This window comes from Ruegeria sp. (assembly GCF_965243365.1).
GTDB lineage: Bacteria > Pseudomonadota > Alphaproteobacteria > Rhodobacterales > Rhodobacteraceae > Ruegeria.
In genome coordinates, this window is record NZ_CBDEUW010000002.1 from 457,216 (window position 1) to 481,858 (window position 24,643).

The 24,643-nt window shown below is 58.6% G+C and carries 22 protein-coding genes and 1 tRNA gene; 7 read left to right on the forward strand and 16 right to left on the reverse strand.

Annotated features, from left to right (window positions below; translation table 11 throughout):
- Positions 1–3: 3 nt before the first annotated feature.
- Both ACP0GE_RS05995 and ACP0GE_RS06000 read right to left on the reverse strand, forming a co-directional pair.
- Positions 4–396, reverse strand: coding sequence for a cytidine deaminase (locus ACP0GE_RS05995; RefSeq protein WP_424831080.1), 393 nt, complete (start codon positions 394–396; stop codon positions 4–6).
- A 105-nt stretch (positions 397–501) separates the two neighbouring features.
- Complete coding sequence (locus ACP0GE_RS06000; RefSeq protein WP_424831081.1) at positions 502–1,605, reverse strand: cupin domain-containing protein; 1,104 nt, start codon at positions 1,603–1,605, stop codon at positions 502–504.
- Between the two features lie 186 nt (positions 1,606–1,791).
- On the opposite strand from ACP0GE_RS06000, the gene ACP0GE_RS06005 reads away from it, so the two are divergent.
- From ACP0GE_RS06005 to ACP0GE_RS06015, 3 genes are all read left to right on the forward strand, one after another.
- Positions 1,792–4,065 carry an NADP-dependent malic enzyme gene (locus tag ACP0GE_RS06005; protein WP_424831082.1) on the forward strand — a complete coding sequence of 758 codons (2,274 nt, stop codon included), beginning with the start codon at positions 1,792–1,794 and terminating at the stop codon, positions 4,063–4,065.
- A 271-nt stretch (positions 4,066–4,336) separates the two neighbouring features.
- The gene (prpE, locus tag ACP0GE_RS06010; protein ID WP_424831083.1) at positions 4,337–6,226 is read left to right on the forward strand and encodes a propionate-CoA ligase PrpE; all 1,890 of its coding nucleotides are present in this window, start codon (positions 4,337–4,339) and stop codon (positions 6,224–6,226) included.
- Between the two features lie 92 nt (positions 6,227–6,318).
- Complete coding sequence (locus ACP0GE_RS06015) at positions 6,319–7,758, forward strand: amidase family protein (RefSeq protein ID WP_424831084.1); 1,440 nt, start codon at positions 6,319–6,321, stop codon at positions 7,756–7,758.
- 250 nt (positions 7,759–8,008) lie between these two features.
- On the opposite strand, the gene ACP0GE_RS06020 is transcribed toward ACP0GE_RS06015, so the two are convergent.
- Positions 8,009–8,770 (reverse strand): NAD kinase, encoded by a 762-nt coding sequence (locus ACP0GE_RS06020; protein WP_424831085.1) that lies wholly within the window; start codon positions 8,768–8,770, stop codon positions 8,009–8,011.
- A 168-nt stretch (positions 8,771–8,938) separates the two neighbouring features.
- On the opposite strand from ACP0GE_RS06020, the gene glyA reads away from it, so the two are divergent.
- The gene (gene glyA / locus ACP0GE_RS06025) at positions 8,939–10,234 is read left to right on the forward strand and encodes a serine hydroxymethyltransferase (protein WP_424831086.1); all 1,296 of its coding nucleotides are present in this window, start codon (positions 8,939–8,941) and stop codon (positions 10,232–10,234) included.
- Positions 10,235–10,321: 87 nt separating this feature from the next.
- On the opposite strand, the gene ACP0GE_RS06030 is transcribed toward glyA, so the two are convergent.
- Complete coding sequence (locus tag ACP0GE_RS06030; RefSeq protein ID WP_424831087.1) at positions 10,322–10,696, reverse strand: hypothetical protein; 375 nt, start codon at positions 10,694–10,696, stop codon at positions 10,322–10,324.
- 89 nt (positions 10,697–10,785) lie between these two features.
- On the opposite strand from ACP0GE_RS06030, the gene ACP0GE_RS06035 reads away from it, so the two are divergent.
- On the forward strand, positions 10,786–11,544 hold the full coding sequence (locus tag ACP0GE_RS06035) for an alpha/beta fold hydrolase (RefSeq protein WP_424831088.1): 759 nt from the start codon (positions 10,786–10,788) through the stop codon (positions 11,542–11,544).
- On the opposite strand, the gene ACP0GE_RS06040 is transcribed toward ACP0GE_RS06035, so the two are convergent.
- The 3 genes from ACP0GE_RS06040 to ACP0GE_RS06050 form a co-directional block, all read right to left on the reverse strand.
- Positions 11,545–11,730 carry a hypothetical protein gene (locus tag ACP0GE_RS06040; RefSeq protein ID WP_424831089.1) on the reverse strand — a complete coding sequence of 62 codons (186 nt, stop codon included), beginning with the start codon at positions 11,728–11,730 and terminating at the stop codon, positions 11,545–11,547.
- Positions 11,731–11,838: 108 nt separating this feature from the next.
- The gene (locus ACP0GE_RS06045) at positions 11,839–12,210 is read right to left on the reverse strand and encodes a rhodanese-like domain-containing protein (RefSeq protein ID WP_424833819.1); all 372 of its coding nucleotides are present in this window, start codon (positions 12,208–12,210) and stop codon (positions 11,839–11,841) included.
- Between the two features lie 156 nt (positions 12,211–12,366).
- A tRNA-Leu gene (locus ACP0GE_RS06050) sits at positions 12,367–12,452 on the reverse strand.
- A gap of 173 nt (positions 12,453–12,625) precedes the next feature.
- Here ACP0GE_RS06050 and ACP0GE_RS06055 point away from each other — a divergent pair.
- The gene (locus ACP0GE_RS06055; protein ID WP_424831090.1) at positions 12,626–13,801 is read left to right on the forward strand and encodes an NAD(P)/FAD-dependent oxidoreductase; all 1,176 of its coding nucleotides are present in this window, start codon (positions 12,626–12,628) and stop codon (positions 13,799–13,801) included.
- Here the strand turns inward: ACP0GE_RS06055 and ACP0GE_RS06060 are convergent.
- From ACP0GE_RS06060 to mraZ, 9 genes are all read right to left on the reverse strand, one after another.
- Positions 13,798–14,172 (reverse strand): glycine zipper family protein, encoded by a 375-nt coding sequence (locus ACP0GE_RS06060; protein ID WP_424831091.1) that lies wholly within the window; start codon positions 14,170–14,172, stop codon positions 13,798–13,800. The two genes, ACP0GE_RS06055 and ACP0GE_RS06060, sit on opposite strands and share 4 nt — an antisense overlap.
- Before the next feature lie 105 nt (positions 14,173–14,277).
- Complete coding sequence (murD, locus tag ACP0GE_RS06065; protein ID WP_424831092.1) at positions 14,278–15,678, reverse strand: UDP-N-acetylmuramoyl-L-alanine--D-glutamate ligase; 1,401 nt, start codon at positions 15,676–15,678, stop codon at positions 14,278–14,280.
- A gap of 149 nt (positions 15,679–15,827) precedes the next feature.
- Complete coding sequence (gene mraY, locus ACP0GE_RS06070; protein WP_424831093.1) at positions 15,828–16,910, reverse strand: phospho-N-acetylmuramoyl-pentapeptide-transferase; 1,083 nt, start codon at positions 16,908–16,910, stop codon at positions 15,828–15,830.
- 24 nt (positions 16,911–16,934) lie between these two features.
- A complete protein-coding gene (locus tag ACP0GE_RS06075) occupies positions 16,935–18,329 on the reverse strand; it encodes a UDP-N-acetylmuramoyl-tripeptide--D-alanyl-D-alanine ligase (RefSeq protein ID WP_424831094.1) in 1,395 nt (464 codons plus the stop codon).
- The gene (locus ACP0GE_RS06080) at positions 18,326–19,807 is read right to left on the reverse strand and encodes a UDP-N-acetylmuramoyl-L-alanyl-D-glutamate--2,6-diaminopimelate ligase (RefSeq protein WP_424831095.1); all 1,482 of its coding nucleotides are present in this window, start codon (positions 19,805–19,807) and stop codon (positions 18,326–18,328) included. Before ACP0GE_RS06080 ends, ACP0GE_RS06075 begins: the two co-directional genes overlap by 4 nt.
- A 22-nt stretch (positions 19,808–19,829) precedes the next feature.
- On the reverse strand, positions 19,830–21,617 hold the full coding sequence (locus ACP0GE_RS06085; protein WP_424831096.1) for a peptidoglycan D,D-transpeptidase FtsI family protein: 1,788 nt from the start codon (positions 21,615–21,617) through the stop codon (positions 19,830–19,832).
- Entirely contained in the window at positions 21,614–21,982 is a 369-nt protein-coding gene (gene ftsL, locus ACP0GE_RS06090) for a cell division protein FtsL (RefSeq protein WP_424831097.1), read from the reverse strand. Before ftsL ends, ACP0GE_RS06085 begins: the two co-directional genes overlap by 4 nt.
- Positions 21,979–22,971 (reverse strand): 16S rRNA (cytosine(1402)-N(4))-methyltransferase RsmH, encoded by a 993-nt coding sequence (gene rsmH / locus ACP0GE_RS06095; RefSeq protein ID WP_424831098.1) that lies wholly within the window; start codon positions 22,969–22,971, stop codon positions 21,979–21,981. The genes ftsL and rsmH overlap by 4 nt, the downstream gene beginning before the upstream one ends.
- 4 nt (positions 22,972–22,975) lie before the next feature.
- Entirely contained in the window at positions 22,976–23,476 is a 501-nt protein-coding gene (mraZ, locus tag ACP0GE_RS06100; RefSeq protein ID WP_424831099.1) for a division/cell wall cluster transcriptional repressor MraZ, read from the reverse strand.
- A 902-nt stretch (positions 23,477–24,378) separates the two neighbouring features.
- Between mraZ and ACP0GE_RS06105 the strand changes: the two genes are divergently transcribed.
- Positions 24,379–24,603: a DUF1127 domain-containing protein gene (locus ACP0GE_RS06105; RefSeq protein ID WP_424831100.1), complete on the forward strand. Its 225-nt coding sequence runs from the start codon at positions 24,379–24,381 to the stop codon at positions 24,601–24,603.
- Positions 24,604–24,643: the final 40 nt, after the last annotated feature.

The following is a 24,643-nucleotide window of genomic DNA, read 5'->3' on the forward strand; positions in this document are numbered from 1 at the left end:
GGCTTAGGAGCCTTCCATATGCGATGCATCAAACGCGCCGGGCAAAAGCTGACCAATCGTTGTTTTCAGCTCAGCTCCATCCGTGGTCGCCAGTGTCACCGGCACGTCTGCCTTGCCGAACTCGGCCAGCTTTTGACGGCATCCACCGCAGGGCGGGACGGGCTCGGGACTGGAGGCGACGACATAAACCTCGACCAGTTCCTGCTCACCGGCCGCGACCATAGCGGCAATGGCCCCGGCTTCGGCGCAGGTCCCCTCGGGATAGGCCACGTTTTCAACATTGCAGCCGGAATAGACCACACCCGAAGCCGAACGGACCACCGCACCCACCTTGAAATTCGAATAGGGCGCGTAGGCGTTTTCGCGAACGGACAAGGCAGTGTCTTTTAGCGGCATGGCGATTCCCCAATTTTTGATCATCTGGTCAGAATGTCGTAACCTAATTCAAACGCGGTGGGGAATTGAAGCCCTGCCACGCCTTTTTCCACAGCGATTTTCAAGCTAGCCCAAAGTCGTCGTAAACGTTCCGGGCAGAGTAACCTCAAGCAGTTCAACACTGTCAGACGGATCAGACAGCCGTGTCCGCATTCCGGGGGGAATGACAAAGGCGTCACCTTGTTCCAACCGGAACGGCTCGCGCCCCTCGCCTTCCAATGTAACCTCACCGTTCATCACAAAGGTAAAGTGGATATCGGTATCATGGCTGGCCCATTGCGGATCGCCCTGCCCCCGGCGGATCACCTGTACCCCCGCGACGCCTTTGGTGTTCTCGGCAATCGTTGTGTCACGGCAAATATAGCCGGGCAATCGGAACGGCCCCCATTTCGCATCCTTGGCCTGATTGTAAACGAACCGCTGACCCTGCCATTCGCGATCAGGCCGGAAATGAGGGGTCGGCAAATCCATATCGTGGTCAATCTCAGTGACATGCTCGGCAGGCACACCGATTTCAATGACCTGCACATTGTCCGAAGCTTCCAGCACCCGGTGCCGGATTTCGGGCGGTTGAATAAAGCAGTCACCAGCGGTCAGCCGCATCTTCTCGCCCTGATCTTCGTAAACCACGTCAACCCAGCCGTGGATACAAAAGATCAGCTGAAACCCGACTTTGTGGAAATGCACCATATCAGGCACCGGGCCACCGTCCGGGATGCGAATATGGCTGGCGATAATCGACCCGCCCAGACGATCTGGAACAAGATCGCGATAGTGCATGCCCGCACGCCCGATAATCCACGGCGCTTGATCCTTGAGCCTGCGCACAACAAAAGAATGTACCGTGTCCGGCATAACCAGAGGCGGGTTGCGGTCTTCGATTTCGACCCGCGTGCCGTTTGGTGCAGTCAAGCTGCGTTTTCCATCGGCAAACCCATCCGGATCTTCTGTCAGAATACGCAAAGTACCCGGAGCTTCTGGCGCGCCCTTCTCTATGCGCAACCTCAGCCCGTGCCCCGAAAACACAGCCGTTATTGGGTCGTCTGCCGGATAGATCATATCCATCCGCATCCCCAACACTTTGGTATAGAACGGGATATCGTCGCGCAACTCATCGGTGGGCAAGCGGATTTCGGCGAGCGTCAATCTCGAGTCTGGTGTATGGTGCATGGGATGTCTCTTTGATCGTATCTTTCGACCATCCCATCAGAACAGAAACTAAAATGCCAATTGAAAAGAACACCGCGGACGTTTCTTTTAAAGTAAGCGGAAAATTCACTCGGAACGTAACGTCATGGCCAAAGTTGTAAAAATAGTTTAGCCCTAAACCAATTCTCGAAAGGGAGATGAGTCGACATGTCCGACACACCCAACCTGCGCCAAGCCGCGCTTGACTATCACGCGCATCCAAAGCCAGGGAAGCTGGAGATCAAGGCCATCAAACCGATGGCCAACGGTCGTGATCTGGCGCGGGCCTATTCGCCGGGCGTGGCCGAGGCCAGCCTTGAAATCAAAAGCGATGCCGCCAACGCCGAGAAATACACAGCACGCGGCAACCTTGTGGCGGTTGTGTCAAATGGCACGGCTGTGTTGGGACTTGGCAATATTGGCGCTCTGGCCTCAAAACCAGTGATGGAGGGCAAGGCCGTCCTGTTCAAGAAATTCGCGGGCATCGACTGTTTTGATATCGAGGTTGACCAACCCGACCCTGAAAAACTGGCCGACATTGTCTGCGCGCTGGAACCTACCTTCGGGGCGATCAATCTGGAGGACATTAAGGCCCCTGACTGTTTTATCGTAGAAAAGCTATGTCGTGAGCGCATGAACATCCCGGTTTTCCACGATGACCAGCACGGCACGGCCATCGTTGTAGGCGCAGCGGCCAAAAACGCCTTGCACGTAGCCGGCAAAAAGTTTGAAGACATCAAGATCGTTTCAACCGGCGGTGGCGCAGCGGGGATCGCTTGCCTGAGCATGCTCGTAAAGCTTGGCGTCAAGCGCGAGAACATCTGGCTGTGTGATATTCACGGATTGGTCTACGAAGGTCGGGCTGAGGATATGAACCCTCATAAGGACCAGTTCTCTCAGAAATCCGACCTGCGCACGCTGGACGATGTGATCGATGGTGCCGACCTGTTTCTGGGCCTCAGCGGTCCCAATGTGCTGAAACCGGACATGGTCAAGCGTATGGCAGACCGTCCGATTATTTTTGCGCTGGCCAACCCGACACCGGAAATCCTGCCTGATGATGCGCGCGAAGTGGCTCCGAACGCGATCATCGCGACCGGGCGCAGCGACTTCCCCAACCAGGTCAACAACGTCCTGTGCTTTCCGTTCATCTTTCGGGGCGCCTTGGATGCCGGAGCGACCGAGATCAATGACGAGATGCAGATTGCCTGCGTGGACGGCATCGCTGACATGGCCCGCGCGACAACCAGTGCCGAAGCAGCCGCAGCCTATAAAGGTGAGCAACTGACCTTCGGGCCGGACTACCTGATTCCCAAACCGTTTGACCCGCGGCTGGTGGGCGTTGTCTCCTCGTCGGTTGCTAAGGCAGCGATGGACAGCGGCGTCGCCAAAAGACCTATCGACGATATCGAGGCCTATAAGGAAAAACTGAACCAGACTGTGTTCAAGTCTGCCCTGCTGATGCGACCTGTGTTCGAGGCCGCCGCCGCTGCATCCCGCCGGATCGTTTTTGCAGAAGGAGAAGATGAACGCGTTCTACGGGCGGCTCAGGCGATTCTGGAAGAAACCACTGAAACACCGATTCTGATCGGTCGCCCCGACGTCATCAACGCGCGCTGCGAGCGACTGGGCCTGTCGGTGCGCCCGGGGCAGGATTTTCAGATCGTGAATCCAGAAAACGACCCGCGCTATTACGACTACTGGAACTCGTATCATGAGATCATGCAGCGCCGTGGGGTGACCCCCGACCTGGCCAAAGCGGTCATGCGTACAAATACGACGGCAATCGGCTCGATCATGGTCCGTCGGGGCGAGGCCGACAGCCTGATTTGCGGCACCTTCGGGGAATACCGTTGGCACTTGAACTATATCGAACAGATTTTTGACGACGGTGATCTGCGTCCGCATGGTGCGCTTTCGCTGATGATCCTGGAAGACGGCCCTTTGTTCATTGCCGATACCCATGTGCGGCAGTTGCCGTCACCGGAAGAGCTTGCGGAAAGCACGCTGGGCGCTGCACGACATGTGCGGCGGTTTGGGATCGAACCCAAGATTGCGTTCTGTTCGCAGTCTCAGTTCGGCAATCAGGCAGAAGGATCGGGAAAACGTCTGCGCGCAGCGATTGAGATTCTGGACAGTCAGCCCCGGGATTTTATCTACGAAGGAGAAATGAACCTGGATGCGGCGCTGGATCCTGCGCTGCGAGACCGGATCTTCCCGAATTCGCGACTGCAAGGTTCTGCCAATGTACTGATCTTTGCCCATGCGGACGCGGCCAGTGGTGTCCGAAATATCCTAAAGATGAAGGCCGATGGGCTAGAGGTTGGTCCAATTCTGATGGGCATGGGGAACAAGGCGCATATTGTGACGCCATCCATCACCGCACGAGGGCTTTTGAACATGGCCGCTATCGCTGGGACTCCGGTCGCACATTACGGTTAGCGCGGGCGGTGATGTCAGCGGGCTTTGTGACGAGGCCCGCTGTGATTCTATTTGGGACTTCAGCTTTGCACAAAATACTTTGCAGTTTTGCAAAGTGTTCAGACGGTTAATCTCAATACCCTTACTCTTTGGATATTTGCAAAAGTTTGCAGGTCAACTCGTAACATTCTGCAAAGATTTTGCGATAAACTGACGCGCCGTCCTGCGCGTCGCTTGTCGGGTACCGATGGGACGCCGTACACAGTGCATAGTGGTAGTAGGAGGAGTTACCATGACGTATCAGGCTGTTTACGAAGGCTGGAAGTCGGACCCCGAAGCGTTCTGGATGCAGGCCGCGCAAGGGATCGATTGGGTGCAGCCCCCCAGCAAAGCGCTGTTTGATGACAATGCGCCGCTTTACGAATGGTTCTGTGACGCCAAAGTGAACACCTGCTGGAACGCCGTCGACCGCCATGTGGAAAACGGGCGCGGAGAACAGACAGCCATCATCTACGACAGCCCGATTACCCACACCAAACGTGAGATCTCTTACGTCGAGCTGCGCAATCGCGTGGCCAACCTTGCGGGTGCACTGCGCGCGAAAGGCGTTGAAAAGGGCGACCGCGTCATCATTTACATGCCGATGATCCCCGAAGCGCTTGAGGCGATGCTGGCCTGCGCCCGTCTGGGTGCTGTGCATTCGGTCGTATTCGGTGGCTTTGCCAGCAACGAACTGGCGGTACGTATTGACGATGCAAAACCCAAGGCCATTATCGCAGCCTCCTGCGGGATGGAGCCGGGACGGGTCGTGCATTACAAGCCTCTGCTGGACGGGGCCATCGACATGGCAGACCACAAGCCTGAATTCTGCGTAATTTTTCAGCGCGAGCAAGAGGTTGCCCAGTTGATCGAAGGCCGCGATGTCAACTGGCACGGGTTCCAATATGGCGTCGAACCTGCGGAATGTGTCCCTGTGGCTGGCAATGATCCGGCCTATATCCTTTATACCTCGGGCACCACCGGGGCGCCCAAGGGCGTTGTACGCCCGACCGCCGGGCATCTGGTGGCCCTTAACTGGACGATGAAGAACATCTACGATGTCGATCCGGGCGACGTATTCTGGGCGGCGTCAGATGTGGGCTGGGTCGTGGGACATTCCTACATCTGCTACGCACCGCTGATCCATGGCAACACGACCATCGTGTTCGAGGGTAAACCCGTCGGCACCCCCGACGCAGGGACGTTCTGGCGCGTGATCTCTGAGCACAATGTCAAAAGCTTCTTCACCGCCCCTACCGCCATCCGCGCCGTCAAACGCGAGGACCCTAAAGGTGAAATGCTGGCGAAATATGACCTGTCTTGTCTTCGCGCCCTTTTCCTAGCCGGCGAACGGGCAGACCCGGATACGATCGAATGGGCGCAGGATGCACTGAAAGTGCCGGTCATCGACCATTGGTGGCAGACAGAAACCGGCTGGACCATTGCAGGCAACCCGCTGGGGGTCGAGGAACTGCCGGTCAAGCTGGGTTCGCCCGCGAAACCGATGCCGGGGTACGACGTGCAAATCCTTGACGAAGGCGGCCACCCGATGAAACCCGGGCAGCTTGGAGCCATTGCGGTAAAACTCCCCCTGCCCCCCGGTACTTTGCCGACGCTTTGGAATGCGGAAGACCGGTTCAAAAGCTCGTATCTGAACCAGTTCCCCGGATACTATGAAACCGGCGACGCAGGCATGATCGACGAGGATGGATACCTGTATATCATGGCGCGCACCGATGACGTGATCAACGTGGCGGGGCACCGTCTGTCCACAGGCGGAATGGAAGAAGTTCTGGCCGCCCATCCGGACGTGGCGGAATGTGCGGTGATCGGTGTGTCGGACCAGTTGAAAGGCCAGATGCCCGTTGGCTTTCTGTGCCTGAATGCCGGGTCAGAGCGCGCGCACGAAGACGTCGCGCATGAAGTCGTCAAAATGGTTCGTGAAAAGATCGGGCCAGTTGCAGCGTTCAAACTTGCCGTGGTTGTGGATCGCCTGCCCAAAACCCGCTCGGGTAAGATCCTGCGCGGGACGATGGTGTCGATTGCCGATGGGAAAGACTACAAAATGCCCGCAACTATTGATGATCCGGCCATTCTCGACGAGATCACGGTAGCTCTGCAAACCATCGGGTACGCTCAATAATTCTGGGATGGGCGGTTCCACCGCCCGCTTCAGTGGTTTCTCTTGCAACCTGCCACGGGCCCCCTACTGTCAAGTCAAGATAGCGAGGGCATATGGCACATACCGACATCTGGCGTCTGAGCGCCACCGAGCTTACGGAACGCACCCGCGCCGGCGACCTGAGCGCAGAGGGTGCTGTTCAGTCCGCTCTGAACCGCATGGATCAGGTCAATCCCGGCCTGAATGCAGTGGTCGAAGACCTGCGCACCGAGGCGCTGGAACGCGCGCGCGCACTTGACCAAAACCGCGCAAAAGGCGCCCCTACGGGGCCGCTGCATGGGGTTCCGGTCACCATCAAGATAAATGTCGACCAGAAAGGCCACGCCACCACAAACGGCGTAATTGCCTTGCAAGAAGCGATAGCGCCAGATGATGCCCCGGTTGTGACCAACTTGCTGAACGCGGGCGCGGTGGTGATCGGGCGCACGAACACGCCAGAGTTTTCCTTCCGCGCCGACACGGACAACCCGCTGCATGGCCGTACCCATAATCCATGGGGCCAACATATCTCACCCGGTGGATCTTCGGGTGGCGCAGGGGCGGCAGTGATGGCTGGTATTGGCGCGCTGGGGCATGGCAATGACATCGGCGGCAGCTTGCGATTTCCCGCAGCGGCAAATGGTGCAGTAACCGTGAAACCCGGCCTTGGCCGCGTCGCTGCATGGAACCCCGGGCAAAAGGCCGAACGCGGCCTGCTGGCGCAATCAATGTCAGTGCAGGGGTTGATCACGCGCTCGGCGGCGGACCTGCACCTGTCGATGCCCAGCCTGATCTCAGCCGACCCGCGCGACCCGTTTCACGTTCCGATGCCATGGCGGGGGCAAGAACTGGAAAGCCCAATAAAGGTTGCATTCACCAAAAACACCTTTGGTTATGCCCTGCACCCCGAGGTTGAAAAAGCACTGGATGCTGCACGTGATGCCTTGGCTGATGCCGGTTATTTGGTCGAGGAGATCGATCCCCCCGATGTGTTTGAATGCGGTCGCAACGGTTACCGTGCGTTGATGGGTGAGGTGCTGTCCCTGATGAAAAACGATATCGAGGGCGCAGGATCACAGACGATCCGCGACATATTCGATGTCTACTTTCAGGAGTTCCCGCCAATCCTTGGCACCGAACTGCTGCAAATGATGGCCAAACGCAGCCATTATGCCCGCGAGTGGTCTCTGTTTTTGCAGGACTTCCCGTTGATCCTTTCACCCTTCCTGCCACAACCTTTTTTCAAGCCAGATCGCGATACCGAAGGGGTCGAGGGTGTGCACGAGGTCTTGGGCTGTGCTGTTTATTCCTATGCAATGAACTTCCTGGGGTTACCCGCCGCATGCGTTCCCGCACGGTTGGCGGAATTGCCGACCGGGCCACAGCCGATCAATGTTCAAATCGCCGCCCGGCGGTGGCGCGAAGATATGGCCGTTGATGCCGCCGCGGCAATCGAATCGCGGATCGGCCAGATGGCCCCGGTTCTCTGGGATAAAATGGCGGCTGAGCCCTGACAAAAATTGACCCCGGGTTTTTGAGCCCGGGGTCCGCATACTAAAATATGCCCGGATTTCTGATGACGAGCGTGGCACCACCCACCCTCGCCAGCGCGTATACTGCGCAATCATTCGAAAACACCGTTGGATGGCCACTCACTTCCACCCTGGCGTGTTCTCCGGGCACGATTAGGTTAACAAAGCGTGTGTGGCTTGCATGTGAACTAGTTCACACAACGTGAAAGAATGCACCGTTCCAAGGCAGTTTTCAGGTGAACTGCTCGGAAATCAGGCGCTCCTCCAGACCGTGCCCCGGGTCGAAAAGGATTCTGTGCTGCACCGCAGGTTCAGACCGAATCTCGACCCAGTCTATGTCCGGGAAAGAAACCGAGTCGGCGGCCACGATAACCGGGCGTTTGTCGGCCTCGATCACATCAAACCTGACTTGCGCCCCCTTGGGTAACAGGGCCCCGCGCCAGCGCCGGGGCCGAAATGCCGCTATGGGTGTCAACGCCAGAACGTCCGCGCCGATGGGCACAATCGGCCCGTGTGCGGAATAGTTATAGGCCGTTGATCCCGCCGGAGTGGACAGAAGCGCGCCATCGCAGACAAGTTCGGCCATACGCTCGCGATTATCGACGCTGATCCTCAGCCGCGCGGCCTGCGGACCAGCACGCAGCAGCGAGACCTCATTGATCGCCAGCGCGTTGTGCTGTTTGCCCGCCCGATTCATCGCCGTCATGACCAGAGGGTTGATGACCTCTTCTTCAGCTTCGGCAAGGCGTTGCATCAAATTGGTTTCAGCATATTCATTCATCAGGAATCCGATGGTCCCGCGATTCATACCGTAGACCGGCGTGTCGAGATGTTGAATTCCGTGCAGCGTGTGCAGCATGAAGCCATCCCCACCAAGTGCAACCACGACATCGGCATCCAGCGGTGCCGAATTGCCGTAACGCGCCACTAACGCATCCCGCGCGATCTGCGCCACAGGAACGTCGCTGGCAAGAAAGGCGATTCTCTTAGTCATCAATTTCGGTTTCCGGTGCTGCACATTTGGTTCCGAAACAAACACACCTTTCCGCATTAGGCCAGACTTGACGCCCAAGCGGGCCAATTCGTCGCTTTACAGCCTTTCTCGGGCATACGGTTTCCGATAGGAAATCCGCCAAACATACCCCAGTCAGTCGGAGCCCCCATGAACGCCACCCCCCGAGATACCGGTTTCTTCACGCAATCCCTTGCCGACCGTGACCCCGAGCTGTTCGGCTCAATCACATCCGAGTTGGGCCGTCAGCGCGACGAGATCGAGTTGATCGCGTCCGAAAACATCGCCTCTGCCGCCGTGATGGAGGCGCAGGGCTCGGTGATGACCAACAAATACGCCGAGGGCTATCCCGGTCGCCGCTACTATGGCGGTTGCCAGTTCGTCGACATGGCCGAAAACCTCGCCATCGACCGCGCCAAGGAACTGTTTGGCTGTGGTTTCGCCAATGTTCAGCCCAACTCGGGCTCTCAGGCCAACCAAGGCGTGTTCCAAGCATTGATCAAACCGGGCGACACTATTCTGGGTATGAGCCTGGACGCAGGCGGTCACCTGACCCACGGTGCCCGCCCGAACCAGTCGGGCAAGTGGTTCAACGCGGTGCAATACGGCGTCCGCAAGGAAGACAACATGCTGGACTATGATCAGGTCGAGGCATTGGCGAAAGAGCACCAGCCCAAACTGATCATCGCGGGCGGGTCGGCCATTCCCCGCATCATTGATTTTGCCCGGATGCGCGAGATCGCCGACATGGTCGGTGCCTATCTGCACGTGGACATGGCGCATTTCGCCGGTCTGGTCGCGGCAGACGCGCATCCCTCGCCCTTCCCGCATGCGCATGTGGCGACCACCACAACGCACAAAACCCTGCGCGGTCCGCGCGGCGGCATGATCCTGACCGACGATGAAGATATTGCCAAGAAAGTGAACTCGGCCATCTTCCCCGGCATTCAGGGCGGCCCGCTGATGCATGTGATCGCGGCCAAGGCCGTGGCCTTTGGCGAGGCGCTGCGCCCCGAGTTCAAAAGCTATATCCAGCAGGTGGTAACCAACGCGCAGGCTCTGTCGGATCAGCTGATCAAGGGCGGGCTGGACACTGTGACACACGGCACCGACACCCATGTGGTTCTCGTTGACCTGCGCCCCAAAGGCGTCAAGGGCAACGCGACCGAGAAGGCTTTGGGACGTGCGCATATCACCTGCAACAAGAACGGCGTGCCATTTGACCCGGAAAAACCCACCGTCACCAGCGGCATCCGTCTGGGTTCACCCGCTGGAACCACGCGCGGCTTTGGTGAGATCGAATTCCGCCAGATCGCCGATTGGATCATCGAAGTTGTCGACGGACTTGCAGTCAACGGTGAAGATGGCAACGGAGCGGTAGAGGCTAAGGTCAAAGCCGAAGTCGCCGATCTTTGCGCGCGGTTCCCGCTATATCCAAACCTCTGAGCCAACAAAAAACACCGAAACGGCGCCCACCCCGGGCGCCGTTATCTTTTGAAATCATATGCTTGAATCGCGAACTTAATCCCTCGATCAGATCAGACCGCGCCACCTGAGTACGAAGATGATCACCCCTCCAAGCACCAGAATCCCCAGTGCGATCGAGCCAAGAACGCTCAAAACCCAGCCCCGGCGACGATCTGCGAGGTCGATGGACCTCAGGTGTGTCTGAACGTCGTCCGACGCTTTTTGCAAGGCTGGCGTATCAACTACCAACCTCAGCCTGGGGTGATCCATCATCGCTTCGGCCCGTGCCAGTACCAGCGCTTGCTTGTAGACGGTCCGCGGCAACCTCCGCCTTGCACGCCGCACAGACGCGGCCAGAGTTTTGTCCCGCACGCCGAGCTTTTTACGCAGCAATTGGATCGTTTCGGCGATCCGGGTCTGAATATCGGTGTCGTTCGACATGAGGCCTCCTGACCGCGCAATGTAGCGACGCTTGATACAGGCCACAATGGGGCTGGCTGTTCCACGCAGTGGCTTGTATCACGGGCTTCATGCTGAACACGATTATCCATGGCGAGCCGACCGAAAACCCTCCTTTACTGATTGCGCATGGGCTGTATGGCTCGGCCCGGAACTGGGGTGTTATCGCACGCAGGCTGTCGGACGAGCGGCAGGTGATCGCCGTAGACATGCGCAACCATGCTTACAGCAAATGGGATGATCAGCACGATTATCCGCATCTGGCAGACGATCTGGCCGAAGTTATCCGCAGCATTGGCGGGCCGGTTGACATGCTTGGGCATTCGATGGGCGGCAAGGCAGCGATGGTTCTGGCCCTCAGCCATGGTGATTTGGTTCGCAAGCTTGTTGTGGCCGATATCGCTCCGGTGGCCTATGGCCACAGTCAGATACAGTTCATCGAAGCGATGCGCGCAGTCGACATGTCCCGGGTGCATCGACGGTCGGACGCGCAAGAGCAGTTGGGGGAACAGGGCGTTGAGCCCGCTTTGCAGAGCTTTTTCACGCAATCGCTGGACACAGACGAAAAGAAATGGCGTTTGAATCTGGATGTTCTGGCCGATCAGATGCCCAAGATTATGGGCTTTCCCGAAATTTCATCATCCTGGAACGGCCCGGCTCTGTTTTTGTCTGGGGCAGACTCCGACTATGTTCTGCCTGAACATCGCGACCGAATTCGCAGCCTGTTCCCTTCGGCGCGATTTGCCAAAATCCCTGGCGCAGGCCACTGGCTGCACGCCGAGAAACCCCGTGAGTTCGAGGCTGCAGTCCGCGCCTTCCTGAACGCCTGATCACGTGCCTTGATACAGGCGTTTCGCCACCAGCCACGCAACCGGTGCCGCCATGACAGCCCCAACCCCGGCCGCCACCACTATAGCCGCAGCCGACACCATGCCAGCGGACAAAACTGCGATCACAGCGGTGCCTGCGACTGCTGTGGCGATCAACGAATACAACATGGCTGCAAGGCGTATCATGTAGAAGGTCCTGCTGTGATAACTTCAGAACCTTACATTACGAGAATGGAATGCGTCGCGCTTTGATCTGTGTCAGATCAACGGCTTAAACCTCAGCAAGGTCCGGGGTCAGGCCAGCTCACCGCCGCCATTCACCCAATCTTTAAGCCCGCCCATATTGTAGACTTGCTGGTATCCCATGTCTTTCAGCAGCTTCCCCGCCAAAGCCGCGCGCCCACCGGCCGCGCAGAACAGGATGATCGGACGGTCCATTCTCAGTTCGGCATCATGAGACGGCAAATCGGGATCAGCCCGAAACTCCAGCATACCGCGTGGAATATGATGCGCGCCGGCCGCCCGACCCGCGCCATCCAGCTCGGGCGCATCACGGACATCCAACAAAAGCGCACCCTGCCCCATCAAGGCTTTTGCCCGCGCTGTATCAATCCGTTCGATCACGGCGTTTGCGTCTTCAAGCATGGACTTAACTGTCAGTGGCATCATTTCCCCTCCGAAGTTGGTTTGATCAGACGGTAACATGCAGAATTTGGAAGGTGTAGGCTTCAACGCTCACATCAACGTTTGACTTCAACCGCCGACCAAAGGCCTTGGCATTTGATCCAGGAACGGCGTTATCCGACCTGAACATGTCAGCAGTGGTACCCGCGGCCGGACTCGAACCGGCACGGCCTTCCGGCCCAGAGATTTTAAGTCTCTTGTGTCTACCATTCCACCACGCGGGCAAGGCGTCTGCGTCAGCATTGGCCTGCGAATTCACTAAGGCCACTGGCCGCTGAATACAATGCGTTTTGCGGGCTCGGAACCAGGATTTTCGGTTCCGCTATAATAGCCTGCGCAGATGACGACGCATCCGCTCCCTCTTGTCATTCGGCGGAATTCAAGCCAAGGGCACCCTATGACATTTGACACGATCATTCTGGGTGCCGGCGCTGCCGGTATGATGTGTGCGGCTCATTGCGGCCGGCGCGTGCTGGTGATCGATCATGCGAAAGCACCGGGCGAGAAAATCCGCATCTCGGGCGGTGGGCGGTGCAATTTCACCAATATGCATGCGGGCCCCGAGAACTTTTTGTCCGGCAACCCGCATTTCTGTAAGTCTGCACTGGCACGGTATACACAGTGGGATTTCGTCGATCTGGTGCAGCGCCATGACATTGCATGGCATGAGAAGACACTGGGGCAATTGTTCTGCGACGGTTCGTCAAAACAGATCATTGCCATGTTGTTGGCTGAGATGGAACGCGCTGGGGGCGAATTGTGGCTACAAACCTCTCTGCGCAACCTGAACAAAACGGATAATGAGTTCCGCATGGAGGTCGAGCGGGACGGGCAAAGACACAGCCTGAGTTGCCGCAATCTGGTGCTGGCGACGGGTGGCAAATCGATCCCCAAGATGGGGGCCACCGGGTTGGCCTATGATATCGCGCAACAATTTGGCCTGGAAATCACTGAAACCCGGGCGGCTTTGGTACCGTTCACATTCCCCGATGGCCGGTTCAGGGACCTGTCGGGCGTCTCTGTCCCTGCCCGTCTGACCAATGCCCGCGCAAGCTTTGACGAAGCTCTGCTGTTCACGCATCGCGGCCTCAGCGGGCCTGCTGTTCTGCAACTGTCCTCATACTGGCGCGAGGGCGAGGCGGTTTCCGTAAATCTGATCCCCGACCTGCCCTTGCTCGACCTGCTCCGCGCGCAGCGGCAAACGGCCGGGCGAAAAGCCCTGAAGACCGAGATGGCGCGCCATCTGCCTGCTCGGCTTATCGACTATCTGGGCCAACAGGTTCCGATGGCCGGAAACCTTGCTGATCAGTCCGATACAGCGCTGAAGGACCTGATCGCACGTTTGTCCGACTGGCAGCTATTGCCATCGGGAACGGAAGGGTATCGAACGGCCGAGGTCACTCTGGGCGGGATCAACACCGATGGCCTGTCCTCAAAAACAATGGAGGCCAAGGAAGTCCCTGGCCTCTATGCAATTGGCGAAGCGGTGGATGTCACCGGTTGGTTGGGTGGCTACAACTTCCAGTGGGCGTGGTCATCGGGCTACGCCGCAGGGAAAGCAATCGCCGGTTAACCGACCACGTTGTAGCCGCGCCCGCGCATGCAGTTGCGCACGATGACTTCTTGATTCTGAGTATTCTGGATGGCGCTTGCACCGGCACCGACCAGTGCACCAGCCACGGCGGCGCGTCCCAGATCGCTGGCGCTGTCATCGATGATGGCTTTGGTCCCCGCCGCACCCGCAGCGCCGATTGCGGCCGCTCCGGCAGTATTACTGTCTACCGTCGGCTGCGACCGGGCCAATGCCTGGCATTGTGCCAGATCCGCGTTGTAGTTTGGACCAACGGGGCCGTCGACAATTGGCTGATAATTCGCACCCACATTGGTGCATGCACCCACAACCAGAATGGCGGGCAGGATCACAGAGAACTTACGGTATGGCATAATCATAACCTCGTGTTGAATTTGCAGGCAGGCAAAACCAATAATTTTGGCGCGTCAAGCTGATAGCATCGCAGCTTCGCCCAACCGGCGATCTATTGCAAATACCTATTCGGGCAGCCTTTGCCGAACCTGCTCGGCAAAATCCTCACCACGCTGTTCAAAATTGTCATATTGGTCGAAACTGGCCGCTGCCGGGGCCAGCAGCACCGTGTCGCCCGGCTGAGCATCCGCCATGGCCTGTTCCACTGCCGATGCCATATCCGTACAAACCGCGTTGTCGACCTTTAGCTGCATCCCAAACGATGCTGCCTCGCGCCCAATCACATACGCTTTGAGAACCCGCTCACCAGCCTCGTTCAAGGCCGCGATGCCGCCGTCTTTTTCAAGGCCACCGCAAATCCAGCGTATCCGGTCAAATGCGTTCAGGGCTTTCAGAGCACTATCCACATTTGTTGCCTTGGAATCGTTCACATAGGTCACCCCGTTCGCTTCTGCGATGATCTGGCTGCGATGCGGCAGACCGGGGAAACTGTGCATCGCCTGCTCGATCACGCGCGGGGCGAGGCCCAGCGCACGACAGGCTGCATACGCGGCACAGGCGTTTTGGTGGTTATGTGCCCCCGGCAGGCCCTTGATCCCGCGTAAATCGATTGACCCGGCCTGCCGCCCCTTGCGGTATTCCGACAGGAATCCTTTGCGCGCAAAGACCTGCCAACCCGGGCCGGTCAGCTTGCGATCAACAGAAATCCGGATCACACGGTCGTCTGCCGGGCCTTCGGCCATTTGCCCGGCCAGAAACGCACCTTCGGTCTCATCCACCCCAATTACGGCGCGGTCTGGCCCGCCCTCTGCAAACAGGCGCCGCTTGGCAGCGAAGTATCCCCCCATACCTTCGTGGCGATCCAGATGATCCGGCGACAGGTTGGTAAAAACAGCGACGTCCGGCGTCAGCGCACGCGCCAGCTCGGTCTGATAGCTGCTCAACTCCAACACGACGACTGATCCATTGCCCCCCGGATCAATATCCAAAACCCCTCGTCCAATATTCCCGGCCAACTGCGACTCGCGCCCCGCCTCGGTCAGAATATGGTGGATAAGCGCTGCCGTGGTCGATTTCCCGTTCGATCCCGTTACTGCAATCACGCGCGGAGGGATGTCGAAAGTGTTCCACTCGGGTCCGGCAAAAGAACGAAAGAACAGGCCGATATCGTTGTCCACAGGCACCCCGGCCTCCAGCGCGGCCACCACGACCGGATTCGGCTCGGGGTATAGATGCGGGATACCGGGCGAGACAATAAGCGAGGCCACGCCGTCACACACACCATTGCGGCGTAAATCCGTGCAAATAAACCCTTCGGCTTCGGCCTTTTTACGCGCGGCCGGGTTGTCGTCCCAACACAGCGCCTCCGCCCCTCCGGCGCGCAGCGCACGTGCCGTGGCAAGACCCGAACGGCCCAAGCCCAGAACCGCAACCTTTTGTCCGGAAAACCCTTTGACCGGGATCATTCTGCCCACCTTCACATGCCATTATGGTGCGGCCACACTGCACCGAAGAAAAACCGATTGGCAAGGCCGCGATCAGGCTCGCGCGCCAGCGCGAGCCGGGCCCAACAGGTGGCAGGCAGGCCGCAGGCCTGCCGAACCTGGCGGGAGTGCTACCGAACTTTCAGGGTCGCCAAACCGATCATCGCCAGGATCAGCGAGATGATCCAGAACCGGATCACAATCGTGGGTTCCGCCCAGCCTTTCTTTTCGTAGTGATGATGGATCGGGGCCATCAGAAATACCCGCTTGCCGGTGCGTTTGAAGTACAGAACCTGAATGATCACACTCAGCGCTTCGACCACAAACAGACCGCCGACCACGGCCAGAACCAGTTCGTGCTTGGTGGCCACGGCAATAGCCCCCAGCGCGCCGCCCAGCGCCAGCGAGCCGGTGTCGCCCATGAACACGGCAGCGGGCGGGGCATTATACCACAAGAACCCAAGCCCACCGCCAAACAGCGCTGCCGTGAAGATCAGGATCTCGCCGGTTCCAGGCACATAATGCACGTCCAGATACTCGGTAAAGTCGACCCGACCGACCGCATAGGCAATAATCCCAAGGGTCGTGGCCGCAATCATTGCTGGCATGATGGCCAGCCCGTCCAGCCCATCGGTCAGGTTCACTGCGTTCGCGGCTCCTACGATCACGACGATGGCAAAAGGCAGATAGAAGATACCAAGATTGATCAGCGTATCCTTGAACACCGGTACAGCCAGTTGGTTCTGCAGCCCTTCGGGGTGATGCAGGGTCGCCCAGAGCGCGGCCAGTACAGCGATGAGGATACCTAGCGCCATTCGCATCTTGCCGGAAACGCCTTTGGTATTCTGTTTGGACACTTTTGCATAGTCATCGGCAAATCCGATGGCTGCGTAGGCCAGCGTCACAAACAGAACCATCCAGACATAGGGATTATCCCACCGCGCCCAGATCAATGTCGAGGTCACCAGCGCGCCGACGATCAGCAAACCGCCCATGGTCGGCGTACCGGCCTTACTGAAATGCCCTTCGGGCCCGTCATCGCGGATCGGCTGGCCTTTGCCCTGTTTCTTGCGCAGCACGTTGATCAGGGGTTTGCCAAACAGAAACCCAAACACAAGCGCTGTCAGAAAGGCGCCGCCAGCGCGGAAAGTGATGTAGCGGAAGAGGTTCCAGAAATCCCCTCCGTCCGACAAGGCGGTCAACCAATATAGCATTACAAAACCCCTCTTAAGCGACGGTCATGGATCAAGCACGCCCCCATGCCCCAGTTTCCGCAAACCGTCAACAATCCGTGCCAAAGACATACTCAGAGAGCCCTTGGCCAGCACCGTATCGCCATCGCGGACCAGTTCAGGCAGGCGCGCGGCCATCTCTTCACTGGTCTCGAACCACAATCCACGCCTCGCCTCCGGCAGGGCGTCATGCAGGGCCCGCATCAGTGGGCCAATGCAATGAACCTGATCGATATGTGCCATCGCTGCGACATCCGCCATGGCGGCATGCATAGCCAGTTCCTGCGCACCCAATTCCTTCATGTCGCCCAGAAACGCAATGCGACGGGTGCCCTTTGATGCGGCCAGCACATCCAGCGCGGCCTCCATCGAGGTCGGATTGGCGTTATAGCTATCATCCAGCAGTTCAATCTGGCCACCACCAGCCAGAGGCAAGCTCTCACGCACGCCACGTCCGGCCACCGGAGACCAGCGGCCCAGACCCGTGATGGCCTGATCCAGCTCGACGCCCAGTTCGACGCAGGCGGCCAGTGCGCCCAAGGCGTTCATGGCAAAATGCGTACCAGCCGAATGGACATTGAACGCAAAGGTTTCGTCCCCGACCCGCGCTTGCGCGTCGACCGAGTCGGCAGACGGCCGTACCTCAGTCAAAACGTAGTCCGCCGCGCCGCGCCCGAACTCGGCAACACCGGCACCGGCATCCATGGCGCATCCGCGCAGAATATGTGTGTGTTCAATATCTGCATTGACGATGGCCGCTCCGCCTTCGAGCAACCCTTCAAAAATGGCAGCCTTCTCATGTGCAATGCCTGCCACCGAGTCGAAAGCCTCCAGATGGACGGCAGCGACGGTTGTTACCAAAGCCACATGCGGGCGGGCCTGCCGGGCCAGAGGCGCAATCTCGCCCGGATGATTCATGCCGATTTCGATAACGGCAAAGTCCGCATCCTTGGGCATCCGGGCCAGGGTCAGCGGTACCCCCCAATGATTGTTGTAGCTGGCCACGCTGGCATGGGTTTTGCCCTGTGTTTCCAATATCGTCGCCAGCATCTCTTTGGTGGACGTTTTACCGACACTACCCGTCACACCAACAACCCGCGCATCGGTTCGGGCACGGGCGGCCTGTCCCAAAGCCTCAAGCCCCGCCTGCACGTCATCAACGATCAACAACGGAGCATCCGTCGGGACCCCTTTGGGTATACGCGACACCAGTGCGGCGCCAGCGCCTTTTTCCAAAGCCTGCGCAACAAATTCGTGCCCGTCCCGCGCCGCCGTCAGGGCGACAAACAGATCGCCCGATTGCAATGTCCGCGTATCGATTGACACACCATCGACCGTCCAGTCCGAAGTGGCTTGCCCACCTGTGGCCTCAGCGGCCTCCTGCGCAGTCCACAGCGTCATGCGACCCGCCCATCCAGCGCGGCGACTGCAATGCTGGCCTGTTCCACATCGTCAAAAGGCAGCACCTGATCGCCCACGATCTGCCCGGTTTCATGCCCCTTACCGGCGATCAACAAAGCGTCCCCGGGTTGTAACGCGTCTACGCCGCGTAGGATCGCCTCGGCCCGATCGCCGACCTCTGTCGCCTCGGGCGCACCCAGCATAACGGCGGCCCGGATTGCAGCAGGGTCTTCGCTGCGCGGATTGTCATCGGTAACAAACACCACATCTGCATGGTTCGCAGCCGCTTGTCCCATCAACGGACGCTTGGTTGCGTCCCGGTCACCACCTGCGCCGACAACGGCGATCAGACGGCCCATGACATGCGGCCGCATGGCCTTGAGCGCCGTGGCCACAGCATCGGGAGTATGCGCATAGTCGACAAATACCGCCGCGCCGTTTTCACGGGTTGCCGCCAGTTGCATACGCCCGCGCACGGTCGTCAGATGCGGCAGAGTTTCGAATACCCGTTCAGGGTCGTCACCTGCCGCAATAACCAAGCCGCAGGCGAGCAGGACATTTTCAGCCTGGAATCCTCCGATCAGATTAAGACGGGTCTGGAACGCCTTGCCCTGCCAGGAAAATCTCAGATCTTGCCCTGTTGCGTCAAATCGCTGATTCAGCAGACACAGGTCGGCATCGCCCAACCCAATGGTCAGAACCTCTTGCCCCCGTTGTTCCGCGATACGGCGGACCTGACCGCCTTTGGGGTCGCTCAGATTCACCACAGCCGTTCCGTCTTGCGGCAGGACACGGTCAAACAACCCGGCCTTAGCGTTGAAATACGCCTCAAACGTTTCGTGGTAATCCAGATGGTCCTGCGTGAAATTCGAGAAACCAGCGGCGGCCAGATGCACACCGTCCAGACGGCGCTGTTCCAACCCGTGTGAGGAAGCCTCCATCGCGGCGTGGGTCACGCCGTTTTCTGCAGCTTCGGCCAGACAACGATGCAGGGTGATGGGTTCGGGCGTCGTATGGGCCAGCGGGGCCGTCCAAGCCCCCTCGACACCTGTCGTCCCGAGGTTAACGGCTGCATGGCCAAGCTCGGTCCAGATCTGGCGCACAAAGCTGGCAACCGAGGTTTTTCCATTGGTTCCGGTGACGGCCACGATGGTCCGCGGCTGGGCGCCAAACCACAATGCGGCAGAACCCGCCAAAGCCTGACGCGGGTCTTCGACGACAACCAATGCAGCGTCAGACGCAGCCAATTCCTCGGCGGCGATTTCCGCGCCCTCAGCATCGGTCAGGATTGCCGCAGCGCCCATGCGCAAAGCGTATTGGATGAACTCTCCACCGTGTACGCGCGTGCCAGGCAAGGCCGCGAACAGAAAACCATCCTTGACCTCGCGGCTGTCGACCGCCAGCCCGGTGATGTCGGGATTTGCGCCACCCCGCGCGGTCAGGGCCAGTTGGCTGAGTTTCTTTGACCGATTGCCCATGACCCACCTCTTGCCGGACAGCCTAATTCGAAGTCAGCGTTATAGCAGCGCCCGCCTCAGGCTCAAGCCGGGGCCGCAGCCCCAACAAAGGGGCCACACGACCGATCAGTTCCGAGGTGACAGGCACCGCTGTCCAACCCGCAGTGCGGCGTTTTTCGCCGTATGCCACAATCGACGGCTCATCCAGTGTGACGACCAGAACGTATTGCGGATTATAGGCCGGGAAGACCGTTGCAAAGGTGGCAATCACCTTGTCTTCGTAATACCCGCCGCGCGGCTTCGGCTTGTCTGCCGTACCGGTCTTACCCGCAACCGCATAGCCCGGCACATCGCCAAAGCTGGCCGTGCCATCGGTCACAACCTTACGCAACATCTTCTGTGCCTGCCGTGCCGCGTTCTGGGACATGACTCTGGGGCCATATTGCGCGCCATTCTTCCGCAGAATGGTCGGACTAACGTAATGCCCGCCATTGGCGATGGCCGCATAGCCCGCTGCCAGATGCATAGGGCTGGTCGAGAGGCCGTGGCCATATGAAATCGTTACCGTGCTCAGCTCGCCCCATTTTCTGGGCTTGAGCGGCACACCACCCTTGGCCTCGACAATTTCGAACGGCGTTGGGTCAAACATGCCCAGCGCATCCAGAAAATCCTGCTGACGCTGCGACCCAATCTGCAAAGCAAGCCGCCCGGTGCCCCGGTTCGAACTGTGGACGATCACATCCGCCACGCTGATCTTGCCGTAATTCTTGCCGTTGAACTCGCCAATCGGGAAGCGCCCGATTTTCATCGGCCCAGTGGTATCGATGATCGTGTTTGAGTTTACCAGCCCCAGTTGCACGGCCTGTGCCGCCGTGAAGATTTTGAAAACCGAGCCCAGTTCGTACACGCCCTGCACATAGCGGTTGAACAAAGGGCTGTCCGAGGGGTCAAACCCCGAGGTTGGCGGGCGTGGACGGTCATTCGGGTCAAAGGACGGCAGCGACGCGGCCGAGATCACCTCGCCCGTATGCGCATTCATCAGAACCGCCGACGCCCCCTTGGCGTTCATGATCTTCATGCCGCCGTAGAGCACTTCCTCGACCGCCGCCTGAATCGTCAGATCCAGCGACAGTTGCAGGGGCTTGTTGCCATTGGCCGGGTCGCGCAGGTAGTCGTCGAACTGCTTCTCGACTCCGGCGACACCGATCACTTCGGCGGCGCTTACACCCTCACGACCAAAGCCTGACCCGCCCAGAATATGTGCTGCCAGCTTACCATTCGGATACAGGCGCATTTCGCGCGGGCCAAACAGGATGCCGGGATCGCCAATATCATGTACGGCCTGTTTCTGCTCGGGCGAGATGCGTTTTTTGATCCACAAGAACTTGCGCTTGCCGGTGAAATCCTTGACCAGCCGGTCCTTTTCCAGGTCCGGGAAGATCGCCACCAACTGTTCGGCGGCGGCAATCGGGTCGATCATCAGCGGCGGCTGGGCATAGACGGAGTATGTGTCCAGATTGGTTGCCAGAATACGCCCTTCGCGGTCTACAATATTCGCCCGCTGCATCGCGATGGACGCACCCGGCGCACTTGCCATCGGCTCCTGCGCCTCGGACGTGGCCAACATCCCCATGCGGAACCCGACCACCGAGAACGCGCAGAAAAAGAACAGACCCAAAACCAGTAAACGGCCTTCGGCGCGGGCCCGGGCGCGGTCCTTCATGTCCTCGTGGCGCTGACGAATGTTTTCGCGCTCAATCGTCTTTGGGTTCTCGCCACGGGCGCGGGCGTCCAGAATACGGGCTAAGGGGCGAAGCGGGGTACGAGTCATGGAACCTGCACCTCGATCACGGCCTGAACTTCGGTGATGGCCTGCAACTCGACAGGATCAACCTCGGGCAAGTCAGGGTCTTCCCCGTAAGAGATTAGATCCGCGCGGCCAAACTGTTCGGCCCTCAGGGGCAACAGCCCCAAACGTTCAAAGTTCAGGTCAGCCAGTTCGCGCAGACGATCCGGGCGATTCAGATACGCCCATTCCGCGTTCAGCACAGCCAGCCGCGCCTGTGCAACCCCGATCTGACGTTGCAGCGACTGGGTTTCTTTCAGCACCTGCTGCGTCCGATAGTTTTCCTGATATGCCCACAAAGCCAGCCCGAACACGGACAGAGCGGTCAACACATACAAAATACTCTTCATCTTGCCCTTCCCCCCAACTGAGGCATCCCGATGGCGCGGGCCTCAATTTCCCCCGCCGGAGCCTCGGTTCGAATTGCCACACGCAGCTTGGCCGACCGCGCACGTGGATTTTCCTGCAACTCCTGATCATCCGGGCCGACCGCCTTACGGGTTTTCAGGTTGAATTGCGGCTGATCCTGTTCGATTTCGGGCGCATACCTGTTCGCCCGCCCCGTCTTACCCGCCCGCGACTGGAAAAACCGCTTAACCATCCGGTCTTCGATCGAATGGAAGGTCACAACAGCCAGTTGCCCGCCGGGTTTGAGCGCTCGCTCAGCCGCCATAAGGCCTTGAAACAGCTCTTCATATTCGCCATTCACCGCGATACGCAGCCCTTGAAAGCTGCGGGTGGCCGGGTGCGATTGACCGGGTTTAGGGCGCGGTAGGCAGGATTCAATGATCTCGACCAGCCGCAGGGTCGTCGTGATCGCTTCTTCGGTCCGCGCCTTGACAATTGCCTTGGCGATACGACGGCTTGCGCGTTCCTCACCGTAATGAAACAGAATATCGGCCAATTGAGCCTCGGTCGCAGTGTTGACCAGATCAGCCGCGCTTTCGCCGTCCTGACTCATGCGCATGTCAAGCGGGCCGTCCTTCATGAAGGAAAAGCCACGCTCGGCCTGATCCAACTGCATCGATGACACGCCCAGATCCAGCACAATGCCGTCCAGATCCTGCGCATATTCATCCATGCGCGAGAAAGCGCCCTGCTGCATCACCAGCCGGTCGCCGTATTCCCCGGCCCATTCCGCGGCCATTTCAAAGGCCAGCGGGTCACGGTCCACACCAATGACTTTGTCCGCACCGGCCTCCAACAGACCGCGCGTGTACCCGCCTGCTCCGAAGGTCCCGTCCAGCCAGACACCGGACACAGGCGCAACCTGGGCCAGCAAAGGGCGTAGCAAAACAGGGATATGGGGTTTGTCGGAAGAGGTTTCGGCGCCGGCCATGCCGTCACGCCCCAGAGCCGTCAAGGAACTGCATCGGGTCGAAGTCTTCGGGATATTCTTCGTTCCACTCTTCTGCGTCCGACAGGGCTTCGGCCTCATAGGTGTCCGGCTTCCAGATCTGGAAGGTGTCGCCGGCGGCAATAAAGAACGCTTCCTTTTCCAGACCGATCTTTTCGCGCAGCTTGGCGGGCAGCACCAGACGTCCGGTTTCATCCACAGTGGTCGGAAACGACTGACCATGAAACATGCGCTGCAACATCTTACGCTGGGTCGAACCACGCGGCAGCGCATCAATCTTGGCGTCCACCTCGTCGATCGCCTCCATGGAATAGCATTCCAGAAACTTGCGGCTTTGCCCGCCGTAGACAATCACAAGCTCAGGAGTGTCGCCAGGCTGCCAGTTTGGGTCAGAGGCTTCAAGCACACGGCGAAACAGGGCCGGGATCGACACCCTGCCCTTCGCATCCACCTTATGGTGGCTTTCACCTCTAAACCTGCGCGCCAAGACGACTGTCCCTTTCGCTTGCGCCCCACCTCAAAATTCACGCCCCCCGGATGAAAAACGGCGGGTTGATCTGCTGCCACTGATCAACCCGCCGCATTGACCCGCCTTGCGGGATGTCCAGCTGCGCGCGCCACCTGGGGGGATGTCTGCTCGCCCGCGCGCCGGATCTCTTAGTTGATGAAAGCGAGATGCCTGTATGAAACCTGATTAGTCTTTTTGGTTCGGGGTCATTTAGCGCCCCATGTGCCTCGTCCTCATCGGATGTATTAGGGATGACATGGGAATTCATGGAAATCAATAGAAAATTTGGCAATCATATCTTACACAATGCGATCTTCGGGCAATAATAATGGCGGAAAGAGCCGTATAGATACTATAAATTGCGCTACAGCTGCATACACATACAAAATGTGCAGTCTCTAGAGTGATTAATCTCGTCCCACGATTTCCCATATTTTTTCCGCCTTTTCGCTAAAGAGGTGATAATTACCTCTTTCAAGGCGCCCAATTCGTCGAATCAGCGTTGGGTTCGAAGAGCCCTGGCCCGCACAAACCCAACCTCAAACGATGGCCCATAAATTCCCATATTGGCGCGGCAGTTAGGCATCTGTTCAAATTCCGCGCTCTAGGCATGCTCAATATTTGCGCGCATACGAACAAACATGTTGCACATCCGCCGATCCTTCCGGCCCCGCCAAACGGTCGCCTCGACAAAGATGTACCTGGCAGGCCTGTTTTCATGGCGCATTCAAAGGTCAAGTGACAAAGCCATGACATCTATGCATTTTCTGCATAGCGGCATTGACGCCAATCAGTGTTGTGCAATCGCAGCATTCGCCTATTTTCAAGCTCAAGCAAACGCCGAACACTTCGGCAAGTGACGCAGATACCGGAATAGAACGATGGCAGCAGCAAGCAATATTTCAACGCTGAATGGCGTGCAGGTAAACGGACTGGCCTCTCTGATCGAGGCGGTAAAAATCCGCTTTGTACGTCATCGCGTCTATCGCCAGACAGTAAACGAACTGTCGGCGCTTTCGAACCGTGAACTGGCCGATCTGGGCCTGCACCGCTCGATGATCCGCCGGGTCGCAATGCAGGCGACCGAAAACTACACAGCGCGCTAAGCGCAACAAAAACAACCGGGATCAGACCCTTCCTCCTCCC

Excerpts from the sequence above, each read along its gene's own strand:
- ACP0GE_RS05995 (WP_424831080.1), bottom strand. The coding sequence starts at position 396 with ATGCCGCTAAAAGACACTGCCTTGTCCGTTCGCGAAAACGCCTACGCG.
- ACP0GE_RS06000 (WP_424831081.1), bottom strand. The coding sequence starts at position 1,605 with ATGCACCATACACCAGACTCGAGATTGACGCTCGCCGAAATCCGCTTG.
- ACP0GE_RS06005 (WP_424831082.1), top strand. The coding sequence starts at position 1,792 with ATGTCCGACACACCCAACCTGCGCCAAGCCGCGCTTGACTATCACGCG.
- prpE (WP_424831083.1), top strand. The coding sequence starts at position 4,337 with ATGACGTATCAGGCTGTTTACGAAGGCTGGAAGTCGGACCCCGAAGCG.
- ACP0GE_RS06015 (WP_424831084.1), top strand. The coding sequence starts at position 6,319 with ATGGCACATACCGACATCTGGCGTCTGAGCGCCACCGAGCTTACGGAA.
- ACP0GE_RS06020 (WP_424831085.1), bottom strand. The coding sequence starts at position 8,770 with ATGACTAAGAGAATCGCCTTTCTTGCCAGCGACGTTCCTGTGGCGCAG.
- glyA (WP_424831086.1), top strand. The coding sequence starts at position 8,939 with ATGAACGCCACCCCCCGAGATACCGGTTTCTTCACGCAATCCCTTGCC.
- ACP0GE_RS06030 (WP_424831087.1), bottom strand. The coding sequence starts at position 10,696 with ATGTCGAACGACACCGATATTCAGACCCGGATCGCCGAAACGATCCAA.
- ACP0GE_RS06035 (WP_424831088.1), top strand. The coding sequence starts at position 10,786 with ATGCTGAACACGATTATCCATGGCGAGCCGACCGAAAACCCTCCTTTA.
- ACP0GE_RS06040 (WP_424831089.1), bottom strand. The coding sequence starts at position 11,730 with ATGATACGCCTTGCAGCCATGTTGTATTCGTTGATCGCCACAGCAGTC.
- ACP0GE_RS06045 (WP_424833819.1), bottom strand. The coding sequence starts at position 12,210 with ATGCCACTGACAGTTAAGTCCATGCTTGAAGACGCAAACGCCGTGATC.
- ACP0GE_RS06055 (WP_424831090.1), top strand. The coding sequence starts at position 12,626 with ATGACATTTGACACGATCATTCTGGGTGCCGGCGCTGCCGGTATGATG.
- ACP0GE_RS06060 (WP_424831091.1), bottom strand. The coding sequence starts at position 14,172 with ATGCCATACCGTAAGTTCTCTGTGATCCTGCCCGCCATTCTGGTTGTG.
- murD (WP_424831092.1), bottom strand. The coding sequence starts at position 15,678 with ATGATCCCGGTCAAAGGGTTTTCCGGACAAAAGGTTGCGGTTCTGGGC.
- mraY (WP_424831093.1), bottom strand. The coding sequence starts at position 16,910 with ATGCTATATTGGTTGACCGCCTTGTCGGACGGAGGGGATTTCTGGAAC.
- ACP0GE_RS06075 (WP_424831094.1), bottom strand. The coding sequence starts at position 18,329 with ATGACGCTGTGGACTGCGCAGGAGGCCGCTGAGGCCACAGGTGGGCAA.
- ACP0GE_RS06080 (WP_424831095.1), bottom strand. The coding sequence starts at position 19,807 with ATGGGCAATCGGTCAAAGAAACTCAGCCAACTGGCCCTGACCGCGCGG.
- ACP0GE_RS06085 (WP_424831096.1), bottom strand. The coding sequence starts at position 21,617 with ATGACTCGTACCCCGCTTCGCCCCTTAGCCCGTATTCTGGACGCCCGC.
- ftsL (WP_424831097.1), bottom strand. The coding sequence starts at position 21,982 with ATGAAGAGTATTTTGTATGTGTTGACCGCTCTGTCCGTGTTCGGGCTG.
- rsmH (WP_424831098.1), bottom strand. The coding sequence starts at position 22,971 with ATGGCCGGCGCCGAAACCTCTTCCGACAAACCCCATATCCCTGTTTTG.
- ACP0GE_RS06105 (WP_424831100.1), top strand. The coding sequence starts at position 24,379 with ATGGCAGCAGCAAGCAATATTTCAACGCTGAATGGCGTGCAGGTAAAC.